Genomic DNA, 22,517 nt, shown 5'->3' with positions numbered 1-22,517 from the left:
GGAATCACATAGCGGTCCTCTTATGCTATCTGTTGCTGAAGTTCAATTTATAGCTAAGAATAGTGCTTATCTGGAATAATGGCATTAGAATTCAAAATAAAAGAGACCGAGGCAATAAGCAAAGAGCGACACCTAAAATGAAAGATTTAAAATAAATAATAATGTGTACCAGCCACTTTTCTAACCATTAAGAGAGTGGCTATTTTTTTTAGTATGTAAAGTAAAATGCACTAACTATACTTTCCTTTTTTAAAAGGGTAAAACTATTGTCACTTATGATATTATAGTGGCCAATTCCTTAAAGGGCTAGCGTTAGGAAAATGCGGATTTACAACGTTAAGGAAATCCAAATAAAGAAATTAACAATGATATTAAACTGCATTTATATATACTCATTAATAATATAAAGTTAATTAACATTTAGGTACACCAGCTTTATTCCAGAAAAGGGCGCTTGAATTTAATAAATGGAAAGCACATATTATACGTGACAATATGTGCTCTTCTATATTTTATAGGTATTTATAATGTAGGTCTTGATATCTAATCCTCTAATACCATTCAATATGTTCTGAAGGTAAATTGAATAGGAAGTTTGAATTAAAACGGATACCCATTTAATCCTGTACCAAAAAGATCGAATTCAGGATTTTTTGACTGAGTTATGGGAGGGGCTTCGGATCGCCCTATAGTAGAGTTAATTACAGCCTCACCTTCAACTGACTCTACAGAGGTTTCGTCATTCTCTTTACGCAATGGGTTATCAATCATACCCAGATCAACTCCTTTTTATAAGATTAACGAATGGTAAGTTATTAATTCCCTATATATTATAATTTTATGCTAAAAAATATCGGCGATGACTCGAATTCGTTGAAATGAACGGGTAAGAAATTGTAAGCAAAAGTGCTATAATTTTTATTACAGAATGCATAATGATTATTTTATGTTCATAAAAAAGATTGGTACCGATTCATTGATCTGATGAGGGGTGTAATGAAATTAATTCCAGGCAGGATTCATTATCGATTCCTGTCCACGAATTATTTTTTGTTCTTCGACCTTCTTAGTAGCAAAAGGATTGAAAAACATCAATCCATCCCTCCGATACACATTGTGACAGGACGCTCTAGTGATCGGCCCAGTTCTAATCCTATTGACGGGAAGGTTAAAGTGGAGTGAGAATCCTTTGCTTATTAACAAAGTAAGCCCACTCAGAAAAGCCAATCTCCTTTAGTCTTTTTTGGACTAATTCAAATTCATCACCAATACGTTCAGGTGTATGGGAATCTGATCCAAATGTTACCTTCACATTATAGAAAAGTGCTCGTTCTAAAATGTCATCCGCTGGATACCATCCACCACAATCTTTTGTTTTACCAGAAGTATTGATCTCAATGGCGATATCTTCTTGACTAATGATTTTCAACGTTTTTTCAATACTGTCTGTTTCAATGGATGAAAAGGCTGGATAAAACCCCTTCATTGCATCAATATGGCCTAAGATTTGAAACACTCCGCTTTTTGCTGATTTCTGTATTAATTCATAGTATTCATCCTTGATTCTTGACTGTTCTTTTGAGGTCAAACCATTCCAACGCCCTTTTTTAAAAATGCTAATGTCTTGAACATAATGAACAGATCCAATTATGTAGTCAAAAGGGTGTAAAAGATATTGATCACGGTAGACTTCAATGTGATCAGGGAAGAAATCACTTTCCATTCCTAATAACACGTGAATTTTACCTTCATATTTCTCTTTTAAACGATGTACTTCCTCAATATAAGGGACAAGTTCACTTTTTGCCATTGCAATAGTTGGGTAGAGATGGTCGTCCTCACTATAAAAATATGGAGAATGATCTGAAATCCCAATATAATGCAACTCGTATTCGATGGCTTGCTTTACATAATCCTCAATTGTGCCGATAGCATGCCCACAGCGATGATGGTGAGTGTGCAGATCAAATTTTATTGAATTCGTCATTTCCTTAGGCCTCCTAAAACCAACCATATTGTCTTGTTTTATCATATCCAAAATTCAAACTCTTTCTCACAAATTGTAAGAAGATTTATACCTTCCTTAAATCTGCCGTTTTATGGACGGGGAATGGATTTACTTTAGCTGGTGATACCCCTTTTTTTAAAGGAAATAATTTTATACACATCACTTATCATTGAAAACAACTTTATACCTGCCAGAAAATTTCTTAGTCGGGGGATTTTCATATGTTTGTCGGTTACACAACATCCATTGTGAGTTGTTCCTAGTAGAAACAAGAGGCAGAATCGAATTGGTCAACACGAAAAAATATGATTGGAGATTGGTTTAGTTTCCAGGAACTAAAATTATTTGGTCTTAAACGAACCGGCTAGAAGAAGGTTATTCTGTTTAAGGGCGCATTGTACAAGGAATTGGTCATTTTTAGTTCGAGGTTTGTATAAATGTAGGATTTCTTAGACAAACTAGAATGTTCAAATATGTAAAAAGAAAGGAAAGATACAAAATGACAAAGGTATTGTACATCACAGCTCATCCCCATGATGACAAACAATCTTACAGTATGGCCGTTGGAAAAGCATTTATTGACACTTATAAAGAAGTTAATCCTAGCCATGAGATTGTGAATATTGACCTTTATAAAGAAAATATTCCTGAGATCGATGTAGATGTTTTCAGTGGTTGGGGGAAACTTCAATCTGGAAAGGGCTTTGAAGAACTTTCGTCGGAAGAGAAAGCAAAAGTCAGTCGTCTCTCAGAGTTATGTGAGCAATTTATAGCTGCCGATAAATATATATTTGTAACACCTTTATGGAATTTTTCATTCCCTCCAGTATTGAAAGCATATATTGATTCCGTTTGTGTAGCAGGAAAATCATTTAAATACACCGAACAAGGCCCAGTTGGTCTTTTAACTGATAAGAAAGCCTTACATATTCAAGCTCGTGGTGGTATTTATTCCGAAGGACCTGCAGCTGAAATGGAAATGGGTCACCGATATCTAAATATCATTATGCAATTCTTCGGAGTGCCCTCCTTTGAAGGTATATTCGTTGAAGGACATGCTGCAATGCCTGATAAAGCACAAGAAATTAAAGAAAATGCCATTGCACGATCAAAAGATTTAGCATCTACTTTTTAAAACAAAGAGTCAACAACTTGTTGGCTCTTTGTTTTTTGCATAATTAAAAGTAATATCTGGATTTATTTATTCTTACTTCATCAATCAGGGGCATTTCTCTAATAAATTCGTATTTCTTTTATTTAGTGGGTATTTATTATTGTTGCTTTAGTATTTTGGCTTGTTAAAATTTCGCCTGATAATTTAATTTCTTAATGTTCTATATGAAGAAGTAATAAAGTCGATCCTAAACGTAGAGGAGATCGACTTTGGAATTCTCTGTACTTATTTCGTTTTATTTTCCATACTTTATGTATGAAGAATATTCTTATCAATTTTCCCCATTGCTTTAACTCTTAGGAGCATTAACTTTAGAACTCTGCAAATGGAAATGCAAGTTAATAATTGTACTTAGAAATGGAGTGATACGATGAATAAGATGTATGATGTCATCATTACCGGTGCTGGATGTGCCGGCTCTACCTTGGCAATTTATCTTGCTAAGGCTGGTTTCCATGTGTTGTTAGTGGACCGATCGACTTTTCCAAGGGACACATTATCAACCCATACCTTTTTCAATAATACTGTCGCTCTTCTTCGAGAAATAGGTGTCCTGGACAAGTTATTGGAAACAAAAGCACCACCGGTACGGGATATTAAATTTCAATTTGAGGATACCGTGATAGAAGGTCTCATCCCTGAGGTTTACGGAGAGGACAGTTGTTATTGCATTAGACGCACTTATCTCGATCATATCCTACTTGAACATGCCAAATCTCAAATGAATGTAACTGTTTTAGAAGGATTTCGTGTGACGGATGTCATCCGTGAAGACGAAACAGTAATAGGCGTGAAAGGTTTAGACAGCAACAACGAGAAACAAGAATTTTCAGCTCGCCTGGTAGTCGGTGCAGACGGCCGATCCTCTATTATTCGCAAGCTGGTAAAAAGTGAACTCAAAATAAGTATTCCGGCAACAGTCGGCATCTATTTTGGGTATTTCTCTGGATTTTGCCATGATAATGTTCCTAAATTCGAAGTATACAAGTTAAAAGATAACACAGCCATTCTCTTTCCGACGAATGATGATTTATATGTTATTGTCGGCATTTTCCCATTAGGAAATAAGGAATTGATAGAACGGTTGAAATTAAATCCGGAAAGCGGTCTACGCAATCTCTTAACAGATAACTTTCCGAATACAACAATTGGGGCCCGCTTGAAAAATGCAAAACTAGAAGAACCGGTCAAAGGCATTCAAGGCTATGATAATTACTGGTATAAAGGAATGGGAAAAGGATGGGCGTTAGTTGGAGATGCGGTATGTTTTAAAGATCCTGGCATGGCGCAGGGTATCCATGATGCTATATGTGGGGCACGTATATTATCCAATATTCTATTAAAATATAAGGGACAATCAGATCAATCAAATCAAATGTCTGAAGAATATCAAAAGGCAATGGAAGATGAGTTTATGGTTCGGTTTCACATGGGATGCCAAATTTCCAAGAACGAACGCATATCTGAACAACAGGATGCTGTCAACAAGCTAATCAGTTCCCATCCAGAGGCCATAGAGAAGTTTTTAGGGATTTACAATTACGCAAATGAGCCCGTTGTTTTAGAAAAAGAACTTGTACGAATCATGCAGTCAATCTAGCGATATTTCTAAAAAATAAAGTGATTCAAGTACAAAAATAATTCACTAATAAAGATAGAGCGACAATATGCTGTTCATTTTAAGATAGGACTAATTCAAACAAATTATAAAGCAGTTCAATCTCATTTTGGAAAGCGTATCCTCTTGGTAAAGTTGCCCCGGTTTACACAATACAGCTTAACCTATTGAGCCTGCATCAGTGGTGCTACCCCTAATATGGGGGATCAAGAGGAACGGTTAATAAATCTTTATTTCAAAGCTACGGTTGGTACTTTTTTCACCAGGTGCCATGGCACAAATTAGAGAAATAAAAAAAGTCATTTCCTTACGTACAGGAAACGGCTCTTTTTTGCTGGGATTTGCTTAGCATACAAAATACCGAAGTTTGGCGATTTTCAATTGAATTGAAATCCAACATGAAAATACTCCGCGATTTAGTTAATTATCACGTTTAACCAGTATTTCGTCCATATACTCACCAATTTTGCGGAATTTATCATAACGTTGTTGGCGTAAAATGCCTTTATCTAAATGACCAAGTTCTTGCAATGCTTTTCGTAGAGTTTCTTGGATATAATGCGATTGAAGAGGGAGGTCAATATGTGCTCCTCCAACTGGTTCTTTTATGATTTCATCAATCACGCCTAGTTTCATCAAATCCTTAGCCGTAATTTTCAATACTTCAGCTGCGCGTTTTGCTTGTGTGGCATCCTTCCATAATAATGCTGCTGCTCCTTCAGGCGATATAACCGAATAAAATGTGTTTTCTAGCATGAAGATTCGATTGCCGATACCTAAAGCCAAAGCGCCACCACTCCCACCTTCACCAATAATAATACAGATTATGGGCACTCCAAAGCCAGCCATTTCACGAAGGTTGCGGGCAATAGCTTCAGATTGTCCACGTTCTTCTGCTTCACGACCCGGGAAGGCTCCAGACGTATTAATAAATGTTACGATAGGTCTATTGAACTTATTGGCTTGTTGCATAATTCTTAGAGCTTTTCTGTAGCCTTCAGGTTGCGACATGCCAAAACGACGATGGATATTGTCTTTTGTATTTTTCCCTTTTTGATTTCCTATTACAGTAATAGGCATTCCCTCGAAGGTAGCTATTCCTGAAACCATAGCAGGGTCATCCCCAAAAAGTCTGTCACCATGTAGTTCAAGAAAGTCTTCAAAAATATGATGGATGAAATCTAAAGTAGTAGGGCGTTGTTGAATTCTAGATAGTTTAATTTTATCCCAAACTTCCATATTTTCATAAAGATGATTTTTGATTTCAATGGCTTTTTGCTCAAGATTATTTAATATTTCGGAAAGGTCAAGATTATGATTTGCTGACATCTCTTTCAGTTCGGCAATATGGTTTTCTAGTTTTTTTAATTCTTGAAAATTCATCGTTCAAGGCACTCCTTGAAGTTTAGATGATGGATTTTTAAAATGGTTGTTAATGATTGTCTTAATGCACTTCTATTTACAACCATATCCAGTTGACCGTGTTCTAATAAAAATTCAGAGGTTTGGAAATTTTCCGGGAGTTCTTCTCTTATAGTCTGTTCAATTATGCGTCTACCTGCAAAGCCAATTAAAGCTTGTGGTTCGGCAATATTGATATCGCCTAATGAAGCGAAACTAGCAGAAACGCCCCCTGTTGTAGGATTCGTCAAAACGGATACGAAAAGAATTTTTTCATAGTTTAGTTTTTCTAAAGCACCACTTGTTTTCGCCATCTGCATAAGGCTAAGAATCCCTTCTTGCATCCGAGCTCCACCGCTTGCTGAAAATATTATTAATGGTTTTCGGGTTTTTAATGATTCTTCAATGGATCTTGTGATTTTTTCACCCACGGCTGAGCCCATGCTACCCATACGGAAGCGAGAATCCATGACACAAATGACAACCGGATAGCCGCCTATGGAAGCTTCCCCAGTAATGACCCCATCATATAATGAAGTCTTTTTCTTATCAGAAACTAATTTATCTTTATATTCAGGGAAGGATAACGGGTCAACGGAAGTTAAACATTTATTGAATTCCGAAAAAGAATTACTATCTGTAATCATTGAAATGCGGTCATAAGCTGTTACGGGGTAGTGATATTGGCACTTAGGACAAACATTCAAATTCATTTTCATAAGAGAGTGATCATACGTTTCCCCACACGATTTACAAGTAAAAGAGTCCGATTCGATATTTTCTCTCTTTATTGGATACACCTTCATCAATCCTCCTATAACAAGTTACGCTCCCAATTATGTAAAAAAAGGAGCGCGATATTTTTATAAAACTTTTTAAAATCATAGTAATTGTAGAGAATGAAACTTTATTGTCGGTCCTTCATTATGATTTTACTTTTCCTGTATAATACATTTACTGGGAGGAGAAAAAAGGTATGAATGAATCAGAAACACAGGGTTATATTGACGGGAATTACATAGGCTTGTACTTATAAAAGTATTAAAAACTTCTTTCTCTTTCTGAAAAGAGGATAGAGGTATCATATGCAATTACTAAAGTAATGGAATGGGTTAAGCAGTTCATTACAATTAAATGGACATATGTACCTAGGTGTAATGAGGGGGAAATCATATAATTGGAATAAACTCCTATCGTGTGATTCACTATATATGCATCGTAGGGATTAAAATCCAAGGAATTATCACCGCACCAAAAATAATCGTACATTTTGCTCCAAAAGTGGGTAAAACTAAAATGATGATATGCAGTATGTCTAATTTTCAAGATAAAGTTGTCTTTATTACGCCTCCAGGGGCAATGGAGAAGCCGCTTCAAAGGAGCTTGCATCTAAGGGTGCGAAGCTGGTATCGGTAGCTCATCGCGAAGTTTGTTTAGAAAATTACAAAAAGAAATTCTGAATTATGGCGGTCACGCTGTTTATAATGTGATGGATGTCACCTAATTTGAATAAATCGAAGAGCCCTATGTGGCATCCAGTGCTTGAATTAGATTAATTGGGGGTTTCATGTATGAGAGCGGTATGTGCTCACGCTGCATTGATTTTGTTTGTGGGGAGGATGAGGTTTAGACGGGAGGCGATACATAAAGATGAATAAACAAGAAAGCGGTTATAGATGGGTGGTATTTGGCACCGTTTTATTTGCTTACTTTTTAATTGTGAGCCAAAGAACGGCTCCTGGTCTTATTACCGATCAATTGATGAAGGATTTTCATGTTTCCGCTTCTACCATAGGTCTTATGAGCGGCATTCAATTTTTAGCCTATGCAGGATTACAAATACCGGTTGGTCTTTTATCAGACAGATATGGCCCCAATCGATTTCTCATTATCGGCACACTCCTTAATGGGCTGGGAAGCCTAATATACAGCCTTTCTCCCAATGAATATGTGTTGATTTTCTCCCGGTTATTAGTTGGAATTGGAGATGCCACCATTTTTGTCAACTTGGTTTTAATATTAAGCCAATGGTTTAAGGCACAGGAATTTGTAAAATTATTAGGCCTGGTTGCCATGGTTGCGAGCCTTGGTTCGTTATCAGCTACCGTTCCTTTTTCCATGTGGATTTCATTCGCTGGTTGGAGAACCCCATTCCTTAGCATAGGAATTATTTTAGTGCTTTCATCATATCTTCTGTATGTCGTTCTTGTATCGAAACCAAAACAAATATTTAAAGTTGATTCCAAAGCCAAGGAAATTCTAATTAAAGACCGGGAAGGTGTTTGGTCGATTCTACGCCGAATATTTTCTACCCGTCAAGCCTGGGCCACTTTCTTTTGCCACTTTGGAGTTGTTGGCACATATATAGGATTCATCGGTTCGTGGGGAGTTCCCTATGGAATTCATGTGTTTGAAATGTCTCGTTCAGGGGCAAGCCAGCTTATTATGTATGGTCTTTTTGGAGCCATCATAGGAGGCCCTTTAATTAGCTGGATTACAAGCCGGCTGGGTTCTATCAAAAAGGTCTACACCTTTATCCATCTAATTGTCTTATGCAGTTGGAGTGGGTTGTTCTTCTCCGGCGTAAAACCTCCATTTATAATGGTGGTGGTTTTACTATTTATCATAGGTTTTGGAAATGGAGCTAGCTCTTTGACTTTTGCAGTGGTACGGGAATCATTTCCTATTCAACAAGTAGGTGTTGTTTCTGGATTTGCCAATATGGGTGGATTCTTAAGTGCCGTGTTGTTGCCTAGTGTTTTCGGAAATGTACTGGATCTATTTCCTCGGCATTCTATAGATGTGGGCTATCATTATGGATTTCTCATACCTGTCATATTTTCTTTGATGGGATTGTTAGGTGTCATTTTGATCAAAGAGAAAAAAACGTTTTAATATATATTTCAGTTATAAAGGTCCGATTTGTAAACGTCCAAGTTCTAAAAAGTAAGTTTTTATAAAATTACCAGACATATTCTCCTTTACATAGTTAAAACAATATGTAAAGGAGAATATGTCCTTTTCACTTATAGCAAACGAGTTAGCTATATAGAACTTATCAAAATACTATAAACAAACTGGGAGAGATAAATGCACTTGATGCCTATTCAACAGATAGTGAATTGCAAAAATATCATCTTACAGTATTGGAAGACGACAAACATTAATTCTCTCCCTATCAAGCTATCAAGGAGCACCATTGTTAAAGCGAGAGACATTAGAAGAATACCCAGAGTTAAAAGGAATTTTGAATAAATTGTCTGATAAAATTACCGATGACGAAATGAGAAAAATGAATTACGAAGTAGCCGCAGAGAAGAAAGAGGCGAATAGCGCCAAAGAGTTTTTAGAAAAAATCATTTGCTGAACTAGACGTAAATAACCAGACAGCATTTCATCCGTCTATAAATACGAGAGGAGAATTCAAATGATAATAGAAACAAAGGAAATTCTTTCAAAGAAAATCCTCACTGAGGCAAAGGGTTATTTGGAAGTTGGATTTACACATTCATTAAATCCCTACAGTGGATGTGCATTTTCTTGCAGGTACTGTTATGTCAGAGAAATGCCCATTCAAAAATTTAAGGGAGTTCCTTGGGGGGAATGGGTGGACATAAAAACAAACGCTGCAGAAATTTACCGGAAGGAGATCTTAACACTTCGCGGAAAAAGCAAAACTGTGAATATATTTATGTCTTCCGCAACAGATCCATACCAGCCAATTGAACGGAAAACAAACATTACACGGGCAATCCTGGAAGAGATGATTAAAAATCCTCCTGACTTTCTTCAAATCCAAACTCGAAGTCCACTGATAATTAGGGATATTGATTTATTAGTAAAATTGAAAAAAAAATGTAGAGTCCTTGTTTCCATGACGATTGAAACAGATAGGGAAGATATAAAGCGAATTTTCTCTCCTTATGCACCAGGAGTTAAGCTGCGTACTAAAGCTTTAAAAGAGGTACATGACGCCGGAATATCCACCCAAGTTTCGATTTCTCCCGTAATGCCATTTAGCCCGGATTTCCCAAAAGTTTTAGATGGAATCGTGGATCATATTTGGATTGATACTTTAATTATTGGCGATGGTACGATGGGTAAACGTTCAAGGAGATTAGGAATGCCAGAATTATTTAAAGAACATGGACTCTCGAAATGGTATCGGGAGGATATACATGTAATGGTGGTTAAATATTTTAAAAAGTACTTTCCTAGTGACATAATACGAGTTTCAAAAACAGAGGCTTTCCCAAAATAAAGTTCCTGTTTTGAGTAGGATTATCGAAATTGAAAGTAAAGTAAAGTTAAGTAACAACGACTCGTTAGGAAGTATGTGACCTTTTAGAGAATCACTGTTCATACGTGTGCTGGGTTTGTGAAGAATTAATAGTAAGGAAGGTTGGGCCAATCTATCACACTTAATAATTATGACATCGTTTGACATTGAATTTAAGAAAAAACTATTTATATTATTAATAAAGTAGTTAAAGAAAAAACAAGGGCGTTAGTTCCATTTACTATTGAATCATTACACAGTAAGATTTAATAAAAAAGAAATCTGAAATTTTTGGTATCAAAAATTTTATTCTTTAAAAGAAAAGAGTGGGTTTAATAATGAAAGACATTAAAAATATCTATTGTGTAGGTCGAAATTATGCTTTGCATGCAAAAGAATTAAATAATGAAGTACCAACTTCCCCTTTTTTATTTTCAAAACCAACTCATTCGCTAGTTGAAGCAAATGGTCAGTCAATTACTTTGCCGAGTAATCAGGGTTCCATTCACTATGAAACAGAACTTGTCCTTCATATCGCAAAGCCGTACGAAACAGGAATGAAAGTAGATGAAATAGTAGATGCCTTAGCCATTGGTTTGGATTTAACACTTAGAGATGTTCAAGCACAGTTAAAGCAAAAACAGCATCCTTGGCTTTTGGCTAAAGGATTTAAAAATTCGGCTGTTGTAAGTGATTTCATTCCGTTTCAAGGTGTCGAAGCATGTAAACAATTAGATTTTTCCCTTTTTAAAAACGGAGAGCGTGTACAAGTCGGAAATATTAAGGACTTACTTTTTGATTTGCAAACAATTATAGATTTTACAGCAGAGCATTTTGGGCTTGGGAAAGGAGATATTATTTTTACTGGTACTCCTAGTGGCGTCGGTCCTCTTTCAGATCAAGACAAGCTTTCACTAAACTGGGGTGGAAAGGAAATTGGATCCTGTTCTGTCACACTACATCCATGATAAAGAGTAGTCATTTCCTTTTTGTATGCAACTGTCGGGACAGTAGTTGCATAAGAAAATAAAAATTATCAATGGATTTTACATGAAACTTATGCTTTGTTGAATTAAACGTAAAAGCTACTCCTAAAGATTGGTATCTCTGAAGTAGCTCCTATTTTATAACTTTCTATACTTTTCTGGTACTCTGGAATCGAATATGGGAACATCTTTTCTTATTTGGGGTACTTTCTCTAAATTTAAAGTTGCCTTTAATTCACCAACTTCTTGATCTAATTTTTGAACAATGTCTCCCCATGGATCTACAATTTGTGAGCAACCTGCAAATTCCACCCCTAGCTTTGTCCCCGCCACATTTGATGCAACAACATACATTTGGTTCTCAATTGCGCGCGCACGAAGTAACGTATTCCAATGTGTTTCCCTTGCAAGTGGCCATTCTGCGACGATATGTAACACTTGAATACCTTGTAATGCTAAGTCACGAATAATTTCAGGGAATCGTAAATCGTAACAAATAATAACCCCCATCTTCACACCTTCAAGTTCAAATATTTCAACTTGATTATGACCGCCCGTTAAAAACTTAGGTTCATCTAACATCGGAACAAGGTGCATCTTGTCATATGTGTGAACAATCACACCCATTCGATTTACTATAATCGCACGATTAAAGATATCTTTACCTTCTAATACGGCAATCGAGCCACCCACCAAGTTTACATTAAACTTCTTAGCTAGTGATTGTAAAAATTCCATGGATTGCTTTCCATCCACTTTGCAGATTTCTTTCAATTCCTCCAACGCATAGCCCGTAGACCACATTTCAGGAAGTACAACAACATCTACATCATCACTATAGTTAGCTTCTAACCAGCGTTCAATGATTTTCCTATTCTCTACAGGATTTCCAACCACTAAATCCATTTGAAATACTAAATAATTCAAATCGGTCACTCCTCTTAATAGTATTTAGTTTAGTAATGAAGTATCTGGTTTCACAAACAACCATAATATAGCTGCAATAAACACAGGGATTACAGTTACTCCTAATGTGATATTCCACCCAAAGTTTTCTGCTAACCAACCACATAATAACGGTGATACAAAAGCTCCTAGATTTCCCCACAAGTTCATCCAACCTGAAACGGAACCTGAAAAGTTTCTCCCTAAGTCTGTAGCGGAAGCCCATGAACACACTACTGTAAATCCTAGTGAACCCAAGCATAATGATAACCATAAAACATTCATATAAGGAGATACTGTCATAACAGCAAGGTACATTGAAATAATAAATACTATTAAACCTGATATAGCTAAAGAGGATCTTGATATTTGCTTTGAAAAACCTTTACGTACTAAGTAGTCGGAAAGAATACCACCAGTCATTACTGTTATCAGTATTGCTAACCAAGGTAGGCTTGCAGCAAATCCCATTTTACTTAATGAGAATCCTCGATCTTCCAGTAAATATGTAGGTAACCAAACTAAAAAGAAAGTGATAATATACAAAACAACGAAATATTGTAATCCTAAAGCCCAAAATCGATAGCTTTTCAGAAAAGTACTCCAAGGGGCTCTAACTTTAGCAGTATCAACAATTTCTCTGTCTTCTAGAATATATTCTTTTTCTTGTTCATTCACAAGTTTATGAATTTCAGGATAGTCCCGGGCTATAACATACCATACACCTGCAATGATTATTCCTATTAATCCAAAAATATAAAATACAGCTTGCCAACCAAAATATTGATAGATATAAACCGTGACGATAGGGGCGATAACTGGTCCAAAATATGAACCTGCCAATAATGCACTGGATGCTCTGGCTTTTTCATCTCTTCTAAACCAGTTTGTATTAAATACGGCATTAGCTGGAAACATCGGTCCTTCACCTATCCCAAATAAGAATCTCACCATATACAAGAGACCATGAGATTTAACTAAACCCGTCAAACCCGTAAATACTGACCACCATACTAGAGAAAAAGCGATCATTTTTCTAGGACCGAATTTTTCTGCCATAAGTCCTGCCGGAATTTGAACTAACGCGTAACCTAATGAGAATAGTGATGCGAGCATACCAAACTGCACTTTATCTAAACCTAAATCATCCATCATTGGTTTTGCTATAATTGAAATATTCGATCTATCCATGTAAGCGATTACACCTATTATAAAGAAAAAGAATGCTAGTCCCCATCTAACTTTTGTAGGTTTCTTTTTCAAAACAATTCCCCCTTAATAAACAATGGAATAATGATGTGTAATTTTTCTTTTTAACTTGGGGTGTTCGATTTCATATTCAAATTTATCACCAAAAATAAACCCATTTTTTGTAGGAACAGTACCTGAAAAAATAATAGTATGTTCTAAATCCTTTTCCCCGAACTTGTCCAGCTTTTCCAATAATACATCAACCTCTAAGAGTGCATCTAAAGTGTCTTCTTGATATAAACATTTCTCTCCATTTGAAGTAACATAAGAACGTAAAATAATATTATCCCAATCTTCTTTTAAATCTGCTAATCTCCAAAAATCAGTTGCAAGAGGTTTATCACAAATTGATTTAGACTTTAAAATATCTTCTTTTTCTACTTCTCGATCAGTATGATCGCTGCCAAGGGTAACCAACCATTCTTTTCCGTCATGGAATAACACATATTCTGTTTCCCCAGAGGAAAATTTACTTCCATTACATTCATTAGAAAAATTCAGTTGTTCTATTTTTTGTGGATATATCATCGGTACATGGGGTGGAGGTGCAATACCTAATTCTTTTAATTCATCTATGTGCTCTTGAATTTTTTCTATATTTCGTCCACCATATCCAACAACGATTACTTTATTAATATCAATTTCATGCTTTTTGACCTCTCCATTAGAAAGATGCAAATTAATTACTTTTCTCATTTGAATTCCTCCTCAATTGATTAATGATTTCATTTTTGGTATTTTCCACATGGTTATTTGATGCAACCAGAAGTTGATTAATATCTTGTGATTTTAAACCCTGCACAATTGCTTTATGTTCAGATATTGTTTCCTCAATACGCGACTTCTCAGTTATGGCTTTTAACCCAAACCATCTAATCTGATCACCAATTTCCTCAAACCATTTTTCTAATCGCTGATTTTTAGTTAAAAATACAATTTCGGAATGGAACTCTTTATCTAATTCAATAAATCTTTGGTGATCTGTTTTATTTTTTTCTTGCTCCTCAATGTAACCTTCCAATACTTTTATTTGTTCTAGAGTAATATTTCCACACATTTTTTCTAATGAGAATCGGTCAATAATCATTCGAATTTCCATTACTTCAATTACATTTTCCTCGGTAATTTCATTAATAAACGTACCAACCCGTGGTTTTGAAATTATCCATTTTTCTCTTTCTAACAACGACAGGGATTCTCTTACAGGAGTCCTACTTACACCTAACTTTTCACTTAGATCTCTTTCAAAAATGGCTTGACCCGGTAGAAGTTCGTAATTCAAAATTGATTTTTTGATTGCCTCAAAAGCTATATCTCTTAACGGCATAACTGGCTCTATTTTTTTCATTTTTCCTCCTCTTGGTATGTGGTATACCAACAACTTTATCACACGCTGAAAATTCAGTCAATTCATAATTGACAGATTTCATTGGTTCCTTTTTCTATCATTGTAGCAATTAGGATTCTGGCAAGGTTTCGAAAGGGGAATCTTCAACCGGCAGACGCGTTTAAACACGCAAGTTTTTAGTCCAGCTGGTTTTTATCACAACAAAAATTATGACAAAAGGTGTAATTAGTTGGTGGGCATGAAATGCTTTTTTCCTTCATATACCGTGGTGAAATGGTGGAGGTGATACCATTATTACTCAGTTCGCAGACCTAGGAAGTTGATCATTCTCCTGTAAATAGTATTCAAAACTTCATTTATTAACTTAACAAAGTTGGTGAATGGAGATTCTGTATAAAAAAGGTCGAATTCCAAAAATAGATGATAGAAGAGAACTGCCCATATTTAAACATAAGCACTCTTTAAAAAGGTTTTAATTAAAGGCAAATTTAAAGGAAAAGAAAAGGACACAGCAACTTCTCCAATTCAAAATATTGTTCCGGTTTTTCAAATGTAAAAAGTTTTGAGTGGCACGGGTTTTTTGGGTAAATGAATTATTAATAAAAAATTCAGAATTATAAAATAAATATATTGTGTATTGTATACAATATGGCATATAATGAGTTTAATTTACAAAAAGGAGGGCAAATGGATGCAATGAAATTAAATAAAATTAAATCCGTTTCAATCGCTTCAGAAGTTTTTGATCAACTTAGATTAAAAATAATCAATGGTGAGTTGAAAAATGGAGAGCGATTGGTTGAAATGAATCTAGCCAAGGAAATGGGAGTAAGCAGAACTCCTGTTAGAGAAGCGGTACAACGGCTAGAACAAGAAGGTTTAGTTGAAATACTCCCCAGAAAACACTGCGTTGTGAAAGGCATAACCTTGGAAGCCATCAATGAAATTGTCCTCATTCGTTCGTTATTAGAGCCTACTGCTGCTAGAGTCGCAGCGTCCAAAATCACCGATGAACAGCTATTGAAATTAAAAAGTTATCTAGATCAGTCTGAAATGTATTTTCAACAAGGTAGAATTGAAGACCTTATGAAAGTCCATGATTTATTTCATGCGGAAATCATTAAAACTTCTGGGTTAAACAGACTGATCAATATGCTAGAAAACTTACATGATTATATTGTTCATTTTAGATATTCCTTTTTAAGCAGACCCCACCTTGTAGAAAGATCCATCAAAGAGCATTCTGAAATCTATGAAGCTTTATGTAGCCGTGACGAAGACAGAGTAGAAAAAGTATTTATCAAACATCTGAGCGGAATTACAGATTATGAAAGAGTGGTAATGGAAGATAGTATGCATTCCGAACAAATCGGTTTGGAAAAATGATGTAATCAGAACAGGGGGATTGTAATGAGTAATATGAAAACGACAAGTATCCGTGGGGAAATCAAAGAAACGATTCGAGTTTTAAGTGAAGAAGTAGGGCAACGATTCGCAGGAACAGAAGGTGAGTGGAAGGGTACTGATTATATACACCAAAGACTTAGCGAATTAGGAGTAGAAAATGAAAAGCAAGTGTATCCTTTTGTGGGGTGGGAGCCTGAAGGAACACCTGAGCTTGAAATCTTGTCTCCAATTCCTAAAGTATTAAAAACGGCTTATCTACTATTCTCTGGATCTACTCCAAGTACAGGAATTAAAGGGAAGCTTACATATCATGGAATAAAAGGCCTGATTCCGGGCGTGTATGATATGCCTTGTTACAATGTCTTAGGTGCTGAAGGAGAAATTTTGGCACAGGTTGTTGTAAATAGCGGCGGTGACCCTATTGCATTATTGAATCCAAGAGCAAAATTCCCAATTCCTGCTGTAGTGATGAGTTATGAAGATCACATTCGTGTTCAGGAGTTATTAAGTGAAAAACATGACATTGAGGTATTTGTTAAGGTAGAGGGCAAAATAAAGGAATGTAAATCGGCAAACATCATTAGTCATCCATATAAATCGAAAAATACGGTTAAAAAGAAAAAAGTAATTGTCTGTGGTCACTCTGATACTACGTTAAATACTCCTGGAGCCTATGATAATGGTTCAGGTATAGCAGGAATCGTTGAAGTTGCCAGAAGACTGAAAACCGAAAATCATGATTTTCCTTTTGATATTGATGTCATAGCATTTTCCAATGAAGAAGTCGGATTCATAGGAGCCGATTATTATGTGAACGATTTAAAGGAAAAAGGAACACTTAATGAGGTAGCGGCAGTTATCAATCTTGACCAAATTAGTGCGGGAGACAAGATATGGTCTTGGGTAGGGCCGGAAGATTTCCGTCAAAAGGTAAAAGAAAGTTTCAGAGAAGCTGGAGCTTATGATAGAGATGACTTCGAAGTTGATGTTGATACTCCTAAAGCGGGAGCCGATGAATGGATGTTCCATTTAGAAGGGATTCCAACGGCGCTCCTTATGTTTTGGAGATTACCGGACTATCACCGTCCGACAGATACTATGGAAAAAATCGAATATGACAAAGTGGAGCTTATTATCGAGACTGTTTTCAACTTACTCAATCGGATAGAGTAAAGGAGAATTCCCATGTCCAAAAAAACTGTTCTTATCCTATTAGCTCCATCCGTATTGATCTTATTGGGACTTTTTGTTATTCCTTTAATTGTTGTTCTTAATAATTCCATCTTGGATGAAAGCGGAAGAATAACTTTTCAGCATTATCTTTCATATTTTAACGATCAACACTATTTATCTATTACCATACGATCAATAAAAATCTCCTTAATAGCAACATTTATCACCTTGTTGGTCGGTTATTTTATCGCCTACTTCACCACCAAATATATCAAGAGTAAGATAATTAAGCGTATTGCCTATATCGTGATCATATCACCATTATTTACGAGCGCTGTCGTAAGATCATTTGGATGGATGGTCATTTTAGGGAATAACGGATTTATCAACAAAACTCTATTAGGGCTGGGTATCATCTCCCAGCCTCTAAGACTTCTGTATAATGAGACTGGTATAATAATAGGTTTGGTGTATATTTTAGCTCCCTTTATGATTTTATCCATTACGACGGTTTTGGAGAATATAGACAGCAGGCTGGAAGAGGCTGCGTCGGATTTAGGTTTAGGTCGTTTACAAACCTTTCTAAAGGTAACGCTTCCATTAACAGTCCCAGGAATATTGGCTGGCAGTGTGATGGTTTTCTCTCTAGCTATTAGTGCTTATGTTACGCCTGCTATGCTTTCCGGTGGAAGGATCCAATTGATCGCGACCGTTATCTATGAACAGATGATGCAGGTATTCAACTATCAGTTCGGTTCTGCGGTTGCTTTTGCTGTGTTAATCTTTAGCTTTTTGATTATTGGATTAAACCATTATTTATTAAGGTCTGACTGGATGGAGGGGGGAAGACGTTGATCTCTAAACTAGTAATGTGGACAATAGGTGGCTTCCTGCTTTTATTTCTGGCCTTTCCATTATTGGTGTTGATTAATGTTTCATTTACTGAACTAAATTATTTAAGTTTTCCTGGACAAGGATTTACATTGAAATGGTATCAAAAGCTTTATGAGGATATATCGTACGTAGAATCCTTCATATATAGTTTTAAACTATCGGGTGTTGCTACTCTAGGTGCGATATTAATTGGTATTCCAGCCTCATATGGTTTGGCAAGGAATAATTTTAAAGGCAAGGGGATTGTGATGAGTCTTATCTCATCCCCTCTCTTGCTCCCTCAAATCTTCTTAGGCTTGGCACTGCTTCAGTTTTTTTACTACTTTACTAATAGCCCACAGAATTTCTTAAATCTAGTGTTAGGTCATATCATTATTACATTGCCTTATGTTGTTCGGACGTGTGTGAATAGCTTCCTGGGGATAAGTCCGTATATTGAAGAAGCAGGAAGGGATTTAGGTGCGGGTGCATTGAAAACCTTTTTTTTCATTACATTGCCACTGATGAAATCTAGTATTATCGCAGGAACGCTGTTTTCCTTTGCTGTTTCGTGGGTAAATGTTGAAGTTACGATTTTCTTGACCTCTGCCGATCAGATGGCACTTCCGGTTAAAATGTTCAATTATGTTCAGTACAACATCGATCCAATGATAGCTGCTGTTTCAGCCGTGACGATTTATATTGCATTTTTCTTAATTCTTGTCATTGATATGTTAGTAGGCATTGAAAATGTTGCTTCAAAATAAAACATGGGACTAGGGGATGTTATATGAAGAAGTTAAGTGTTTACACCATTTTGTTGGCAATTATTTTAGTGGTAGCTACCGGTTGCGGAAAGCCCGTTCAACCAAATAGTGGGGCGACTGAAGCCAATACAGATGTACAAGAACAAGAAATATCGATTGCCATTTTCGGTGGTGATTGGGGCGAAACTATCAAGAAGCATATCATTCATCCTTTTGAAAAAGAGACTGGTATCAAGGTAAAAATCATTGAAGGCAATTCAACGGCAACTTTTTCCCGTCTATTACAGGAAAAAGGCGCGCCTACCATTGATTTAGCATTAATGGACTCCGGAATTTCTGAACTATCCTACGAAAAAGGAATTGTTGAAAATATTGATAAAAGTAAACTCAAAGAAAACGCTGCCCTTCTGCCAGAAGCATATCAAGGTAATGGTGAAGAAGTATTTGGAGTAGCTCTAGGGTATTGGGGGCTAGGGATTGTTTATAACAAAGACGTAATTAAAAACCCACCAAAGTCGTGGAAAGATCTTTGGAAGGAAGAGTACAAAGGAAAAATAACGGTCCCTACACCTGCAACTACCGGAGGCTTTCCTTTATTGGTACAAGTTTCTGAGCTAGAAAGAGAAGCAAAAGGAAAAGTAGAAAAAGGACTTGGGAAAATGAAGGAATTAGAAGTAGTAGCATACTTCGATGGTTCTGGAACGGCTACAAATCTATATCAAAGCGGGGAAGCATCAGTTGGAGCTCACTACGGAGGCCCTACTTATGTAATGCAAGACCAAGGTCAACCGATTGAATTTGTTGTTCCGGAAGAAGGCGTTTTAGGTGCAGGTAGCTTTTGGCATGTTGTGAAAGGCTCGAAAAAGTCTGAGCAGGTTTATTCCTTCTTAAACTATGCTACTACTAAGATTGCACAGGAAGGAATTGCGAGTGATTTATATTTGGCACCAGTTCATAAGGATGTTGAATTAGATGAAACAACCCTTGAAAGAATGCCTTATGGCAAAAACGGCACCTTACAGGATTTGAACATGCCTGATTATAATCTCATAAACCAGCATCGAGATGAGTGGAACGAGCTATGGAACAGAGAAATCGGAAATTAAGGAGGTTTCAATCATGTCAGTGGTTCCGATTGTAGAAAACAATATAGCACATGTAGCCAAAGAAAAAGACAGCATTATTGAGTTACATAGCATCACGAAAAAATATAGTCAAGCAACTGCCGTAGACAACATTTCCCTTAATATAAAGGAGGGTGAGTTCCTCTCGCTTCTTGGTCCAAGCGGATGTGGGAAAACCACTACCCTTAGAATGATTGGCGGTTTTGAGCTTCCAAATCAAGGCAGTATAAAGATCGATGGAAAAGAAGCAGGGAATTTGCCACCCAACCAACGTCCGGTAAATACGGTTTTTCAAAACTATGCTTTGTTTCCTCATTTGAGCATTTACAATAATATTGCTTTTGGATTAAAGCAAAAAAAAATATCAAAAGCGCAAATTGCAAGTGATACAACCGAAATGATCGAAATTATGGGGTTGCAGCAGCACATGGAAAAATATCCAAGACAACTTTCAGGTGGGCAGCAGCAAAGGGTTGCACTTGCAAGAGCTCTGGTCAACAAGCCAAGAGTGCTCCTTCTAGATGAACCACTAGGAGCATTAGATTTAAAGCTAAGAAAAAAGATGCAGTTTGAATTAAAAAAACTTCATGAACAATTCGAAATCACGTTCATATATGTCACTCATGATCAAGAAGAAGCATTAATCATGTCCGATCGAATTGCTGTTATGAACCAAGGTAGAATCGAACAAATTGACACGCCTCAGCAAATCTATAACAATCCAAAGACTCTTTTTGTTGCCGACTTTATTGGGGAAACGAATGTAATAGATGTGGATCTATTAGAAAGCCAGAATAGAGAAAATCTATTAAAAGAGTTTTCCCAAGTTAAGAATTCAGATAAAAAGCTTGTAATAAGACCTGAACACTTAAAAATTACCCAAAGTCGCTTTCAGCCTAATCGAATTACGTTTGAGGCTAAATTGAAAAAGGTCCATTTTGTTGGTTCAAAAAGAGTGGTAGAGTGTGTATCAGGCTCTCAGGAGATTGTTGTTAACCTATCTGATGAGGAGCAAATGGATCATCTAGGTGAGAGTATTTGCTTGAGTGCTAGAAAAGACTTGGTGAAAATACTTTAATATGTCGGTAAACTCTGTTTAGAGGAAACTTTTCACAGAGCTTTTTTCAATTCAAGTAACAGGACAGCTGCTCAAACTTTCTAATACTTCATATTTTTATTTCAGTAAAATAATAAAAATATATAAAATTTTTTCGTTGGGTAATTCAGCTAAATCTGACTTTCTCTTCAATGATTTTAAAATTTGTAAGGTGATATGCTTTTCTTTAGTTCTCTTACCAATAGAAGTACTGCTACTGTAAAAAGGACTATCAGGATTAATAGGTAAATTCTAATAATAGTTATTTCTCTTCAAATCCACCCATTGGTTAGCTTTTCTTACCTATTAATCTTACTATTGAAATTCCCATTCTTCACCGGAGTTAAGCAATTATTCTCGGAACAGTTCCGTTAAAACGAAGTCATACCTAGCCGATTGTAATAATTAAGGGATAATGATAGGGAAAGATATTTTGTAACGGATTAGGTGAAGATGATCATGAAGCTAATCATCATATGTGGATAATAATGATCAGATTTGGAAATTTAATCTACGTTCATCACTCTAGCTATGCCGAGTGTGTTTCACATTAGTTAAATATAATAGACACTAATTAAAGTTGTGCATAAGTTGTGGACGAAACAAAGAGAGATAAAGAGAAATCTTCATCCCTCAGGTATTTTCCCCAACTTGTGCATGGCTTTTTTTTGAGGAAGAAAAGAACAGTTTATGTAAATGTTGTTGGGATATAATTTGTAAAATATGAACGGTTTATTTTGCGAATATAAGCTCTTAAAGATTTTTAAGTATAATGTTAAAGAAAAATGATTATATTGATGTAGCATGTGTTCTGGAAATCGAATGTTTGCTTTTTGGACCTTGATTTTCCTATTTTATTCAAATTAAAATGAATATTGATAGGGAATTACGAAAAATAAATAAGATTATATATAAAATATAAATATTTTTAAAGTGTTGTGAAATTTAAAATAATCCTATATACTATAAAAAAACTATTTTCCTATATGTAACTGGCGCAACATGGAGAACCATGGGGGAGCATATAGAGTATAAGCCGCGCGCCTGGGCAAACACTTGATCTATAA

The 22,517-nt window shown here is 36.0% G+C and carries 19 protein-coding genes, 1 pseudogene and 1 riboswitch; of the genes and pseudogenes, 12 read left to right on the top strand and 8 right to left on the bottom strand.

What is annotated here, in order from left to right; translation table 11 throughout:
- Nucleotides 1-600 precede the first annotated feature (600 nt).
- Both ACDZ29_RS26650 and ACDZ29_RS26645 read right to left on the bottom strand, forming a co-directional pair.
- Complete coding sequence (locus tag ACDZ29_RS26650; RefSeq protein WP_375089292.1) at nt 601-771, bottom strand: hypothetical protein; 171 nt, start codon at nt 769-771, stop codon at nt 601-603.
- Between the two features lie 397 nt (nt 772-1,168).
- A complete protein-coding gene (locus ACDZ29_RS26645) occupies nt 1,169-1,987 on the bottom strand; it encodes a histidinol-phosphatase (protein ID WP_375091225.1) in 819 nt (272 codons plus the stop codon).
- A gap of 520 nt (nt 1,988-2,507) precedes the next feature.
- Between ACDZ29_RS26645 and ACDZ29_RS26640 the strand changes: the two genes are divergently transcribed.
- Together ACDZ29_RS26640 and ACDZ29_RS26635 are read left to right on the top strand one after the other, a co-directional pair.
- Nucleotides 2,508-3,143: an FMN-dependent NADH-azoreductase gene (locus tag ACDZ29_RS26640; protein WP_289325480.1), complete on the top strand. Its 636-nt coding sequence runs from the start codon at nt 2,508-2,510 to the stop codon at nt 3,141-3,143.
- Nucleotides 3,144-3,552: 409 nt separating this feature from the next.
- Nucleotides 3,553-4,782, top strand: a complete 1,230-nt coding sequence (locus ACDZ29_RS26635) for an NAD(P)/FAD-dependent oxidoreductase (protein ID WP_375089291.1) — start codon at nt 3,553-3,555, stop codon at nt 4,780-4,782.
- A 438-nt stretch (nt 4,783-5,220) separates the two neighbouring features.
- On the opposite strand, the gene ACDZ29_RS26630 is transcribed toward ACDZ29_RS26635, so the two are convergent.
- Together ACDZ29_RS26630 and accD are read right to left on the bottom strand one after the other, a co-directional pair.
- Nucleotides 5,221-6,183, bottom strand: a complete 963-nt coding sequence (locus ACDZ29_RS26630; RefSeq protein WP_375089290.1) for an acetyl-CoA carboxylase carboxyltransferase subunit alpha — start codon at nt 6,181-6,183, stop codon at nt 5,221-5,223.
- Entirely contained in the window at nt 6,180-7,007 is an 828-nt protein-coding gene (gene accD, locus ACDZ29_RS26625) for an acetyl-CoA carboxylase, carboxyltransferase subunit beta (RefSeq protein WP_375089288.1), read from the bottom strand. Before accD ends, ACDZ29_RS26630 begins: the two co-directional genes overlap by 4 nt.
- Before the next feature lie 844 nt (nt 7,008-7,851).
- On the opposite strand from accD, the gene ACDZ29_RS26620 reads away from it, so the two are divergent.
- The 4 genes and pseudogenes from ACDZ29_RS26620 to ACDZ29_RS26605 all read left to right on the top strand — a co-directional run bounded on the left by ACDZ29_RS26620 (nt 7,852) and on the right by ACDZ29_RS26605 (nt 11,448).
- A complete protein-coding gene (locus ACDZ29_RS26620; RefSeq protein ID WP_370015492.1) occupies nt 7,852-9,096 on the top strand; it encodes a nitrate/nitrite transporter in 1,245 nt (414 codons plus the stop codon).
- A gap of 185 nt (nt 9,097-9,281) precedes the next feature.
- Nucleotides 9,282-9,568: pseudogene (locus tag ACDZ29_RS26615) on the top strand (glycine betaine ABC transporter substrate-binding protein); the annotation flags it as partial.
- Nucleotides 9,569-9,628: 60 nt separating this feature from the next.
- Nucleotides 9,629-10,462 (top strand): radical SAM protein, encoded by an 834-nt coding sequence (locus ACDZ29_RS26610; RefSeq protein ID WP_375089286.1) that lies wholly within the window; start codon nt 9,629-9,631, stop codon nt 10,460-10,462.
- A gap of 356 nt (nt 10,463-10,818) precedes the next feature.
- Nucleotides 10,819-11,448: a fumarylacetoacetate hydrolase family protein gene (locus tag ACDZ29_RS26605; protein ID WP_289325474.1), complete on the top strand. Its 630-nt coding sequence runs from the start codon at nt 10,819-10,821 to the stop codon at nt 11,446-11,448.
- A 156-nt stretch (nt 11,449-11,604) separates the two neighbouring features.
- Here the strand turns inward: ACDZ29_RS26605 and ACDZ29_RS26600 are convergent, their stop codons facing one another.
- From ACDZ29_RS26600 to ACDZ29_RS26585, 4 genes are read right to left on the bottom strand one after another with little or no spacing between them, the layout of a single operon-like run.
- The gene (locus ACDZ29_RS26600) at nt 11,605-12,393 is read right to left on the bottom strand and encodes a carbon-nitrogen family hydrolase (RefSeq protein ID WP_375089284.1); all 789 of its coding nucleotides are present in this window, start codon (nt 12,391-12,393) and stop codon (nt 11,605-11,607) included.
- 24 nt (nt 12,394-12,417) lie between these two features.
- The gene (locus tag ACDZ29_RS26595) at nt 12,418-13,674 is read right to left on the bottom strand and encodes an MFS transporter (protein WP_289325472.1); all 1,257 of its coding nucleotides are present in this window, start codon (nt 13,672-13,674) and stop codon (nt 12,418-12,420) included.
- A 12-nt stretch (nt 13,675-13,686) separates the two neighbouring features.
- The gene (locus ACDZ29_RS26590) at nt 13,687-14,358 is read right to left on the bottom strand and encodes a DUF2848 family protein (RefSeq protein ID WP_375089282.1); all 672 of its coding nucleotides are present in this window, start codon (nt 14,356-14,358) and stop codon (nt 13,687-13,689) included.
- Nucleotides 14,342-15,010 (bottom strand): GntR family transcriptional regulator, encoded by a 669-nt coding sequence (locus ACDZ29_RS26585; RefSeq protein WP_370015487.1) that lies wholly within the window; start codon nt 15,008-15,010, stop codon nt 14,342-14,344. Before ACDZ29_RS26585 ends, ACDZ29_RS26590 begins: the two co-directional genes overlap by 17 nt.
- A gap of 687 nt (nt 15,011-15,697) precedes the next feature.
- Here ACDZ29_RS26585 and ACDZ29_RS26580 point away from each other — a divergent pair.
- From ACDZ29_RS26580 to ACDZ29_RS26555, 6 genes are read left to right on the top strand one after another with little or no spacing between them, the layout of a single operon-like run.
- The gene (locus ACDZ29_RS26580) at nt 15,698-16,396 is read left to right on the top strand and encodes a GntR family transcriptional regulator (protein ID WP_289325469.1); all 699 of its coding nucleotides are present in this window, start codon (nt 15,698-15,700) and stop codon (nt 16,394-16,396) included.
- 24 nt (nt 16,397-16,420) lie between these two features.
- Entirely contained in the window at nt 16,421-17,590 is a 1,170-nt protein-coding gene (locus ACDZ29_RS26575; protein ID WP_375089281.1) for a M20/M25/M40 family metallo-hydrolase, read from the top strand.
- Between the two features lie 12 nt (nt 17,591-17,602).
- Complete coding sequence (locus ACDZ29_RS26570; RefSeq protein WP_375089280.1) at nt 17,603-18,445, top strand: ABC transporter permease; 843 nt, start codon at nt 17,603-17,605, stop codon at nt 18,443-18,445.
- The gene (locus ACDZ29_RS26565) at nt 18,442-19,230 is read left to right on the top strand and encodes an ABC transporter permease (RefSeq protein WP_289325466.1); all 789 of its coding nucleotides are present in this window, start codon (nt 18,442-18,444) and stop codon (nt 19,228-19,230) included. Before ACDZ29_RS26570 ends, ACDZ29_RS26565 begins: the two co-directional genes overlap by 4 nt.
- A gap of 23 nt (nt 19,231-19,253) precedes the next feature.
- A complete protein-coding gene (locus ACDZ29_RS26560; RefSeq protein ID WP_370015480.1) occupies nt 19,254-20,336 on the top strand; it encodes an ABC transporter substrate-binding protein in 1,083 nt (360 codons plus the stop codon).
- A gap of 13 nt (nt 20,337-20,349) precedes the next feature.
- Nucleotides 20,350-21,432 carry an ABC transporter ATP-binding protein gene (locus ACDZ29_RS26555; RefSeq protein WP_375089278.1) on the top strand — a complete coding sequence of 361 codons (1,083 nt, stop codon included), beginning with the start codon at nt 20,350-20,352 and terminating at the stop codon, nt 21,430-21,432.
- 996 nt (nt 21,433-22,428) lie between these two features.
- A riboswitch (ZMP/ZTP riboswitch) is annotated at nt 22,429-22,507 on the top strand.
- Nucleotides 22,508-22,517: the final 10 nt, after the last annotated feature.

Source organism: Peribacillus sp. RS7 (assembly GCF_041956845.1).
GTDB lineage: Bacteria > Bacillota > Bacilli > Bacillales > DSM-1321 > Peribacillus.
This window is presented reverse-complemented; position numbering and strand designations above follow the sequence as displayed.